The sequence below is a fragment of the Streptomyces sp. NPDC055140 genome (assembly GCF_053607285.1).
Genome location: NZ_JBSGTG010000194.1, coordinates 1 through 1,449 on the forward strand (window position 1 = coordinate 1; position 1,449 = coordinate 1,449).

General features: G+C 68.3%; 1 protein-coding gene and 1 pseudogene. Both read left to right on the forward strand.

Features of this window, described 5'->3' with window-relative positions:
- Positions 1 to 203 (forward strand): annotated as a pseudogene (locus ACWFR4_RS48920) (NADP oxidoreductase); the annotation flags it as partial.
- 45 nt (positions 204 to 248) lie between these two features.
- Complete coding sequence (locus ACWFR4_RS48925) at positions 249 to 1,253, forward strand: zinc-binding dehydrogenase (protein WP_453658469.1); 1,005 nt, start codon at positions 249 to 251, stop codon at positions 1,251 to 1,253.
- The last annotated feature ends 196 nt before the right edge of the window (positions 1,254 to 1,449 follow it).

A 1,449-nucleotide genomic window follows, 5' to 3' on the forward strand; every position in this document is an offset into this window, starting at 1 on the left:
CCGCGGACCCCCAGCACGAGGAAGGCCGCCAGGTGGTCTTCTACGCGGGCGACGACGCCGACGCGAAGGCGGCCGTGGCTGCCTTGCTCGACGGATTCGGATTCGCCGCACTGGACCTCGGCGGTCTACGGGAGGGAGGCCGGCTGATGCAGCTGGACGGAGCACTCAGCGCGAAGCACCTGCTGCTCATGGACGTCGGCTGACGCCCCGGCCAAGCCCCATGCACACCAGCGCGCAGGAGGACAATCATGAACCGTCGTGTCGTCTACACCCGGGGCGGGGTGCCCGCCGACGTCCTGACCGTCATCGAGGAGCCCGAGCCGGAAGCGCCTGCGCACGGTCAGGTCCTCATCCGCACCACGGCCTTCCCCGTCCACCGTGGTGATCTCCTAGCCGTCGAGGCCTACCCCGGGACGGCACCTGAGCCGGTTCCAGTCGGTGTGGAGGCCACCGGCGTGGTGGAGGCCATCGGCCCGGATACGCGCGTGGCTCCGGGCGTCGAGGTCGGCGGCCGTGTAACCGTCTTTCCCCTACCTGGGGGATGGTCCCAGTGGATCCTGGCGGACGCCGAGATTGTCGTCCCCGTGCCTGATGAGCTGTCGGACGAGGTCGCCGCGCAGATGCTGACGAACCCGCTCACCGCGGTGATGCTACGCCGTGAGGCGGAGCATCACCTGGCCTTGGGATACGACGGATATTTGGTGCAGGCCGCCGCTGGCTCGTCGGTCGGGCGGCTGGTAACGGGCGTGATGCAGTACCACAACGTGGACCTGGTCAACGTCGTCCGCAGTGACCACGGTGCCGCCGAGCTGCGCAAGCGGTTCCCGGACGTCCCAGTCGTGGCGACAGAGAATCCGGGCTGGGCCGACGAGGTCCGCAAGGCAGCCGGCGGCCGCCCGCTCAGTGTGGCCTTCGACCCTGTCGGCGGAATGCTGACGGAAAGCCTTCTAGACCTGTTGGCGCCGGGCGGCAGGCTGGTCATTTACGGGGAACTCGCCGAGGAGCCGATCTCGGTGCATGCGTCGACGCTGCTCTACCAGTCGTTGACGGTGCGGGGCGCGAACCTGGGCCGGTGGCTGTTGGAGGCATCCGCCGAGAGGCGGGCATCGGACGCGGTCGCCGCGACGCTGATCGCGCTGGCGTTCAAGGACCAGTTCGACGTGGCCGCTACGTACGACCTCGGCGAGCTGGCCACCGCCGTGAAGCACGCGGTGCAGCCCGGCAAGGTCGGCACCGTCCTCATCCGCCCCTAGTAGCCGCTGCTACCAGGGGCGGGAGTCCTATAACTTCAGTGATGGAAGCCAGATAGCCATGACCGTGGACGACGTCCGGGAGCTGGCGCTCTCTTTCGCCGGAGCCAGCGAGTCGCGTCCGTTCGCCCCGGACCGCGTGGTGTTCAAGACAGCGGCGAACAATAGGGTGTTTGCCATCCTCAGTGGCCATGAGTTC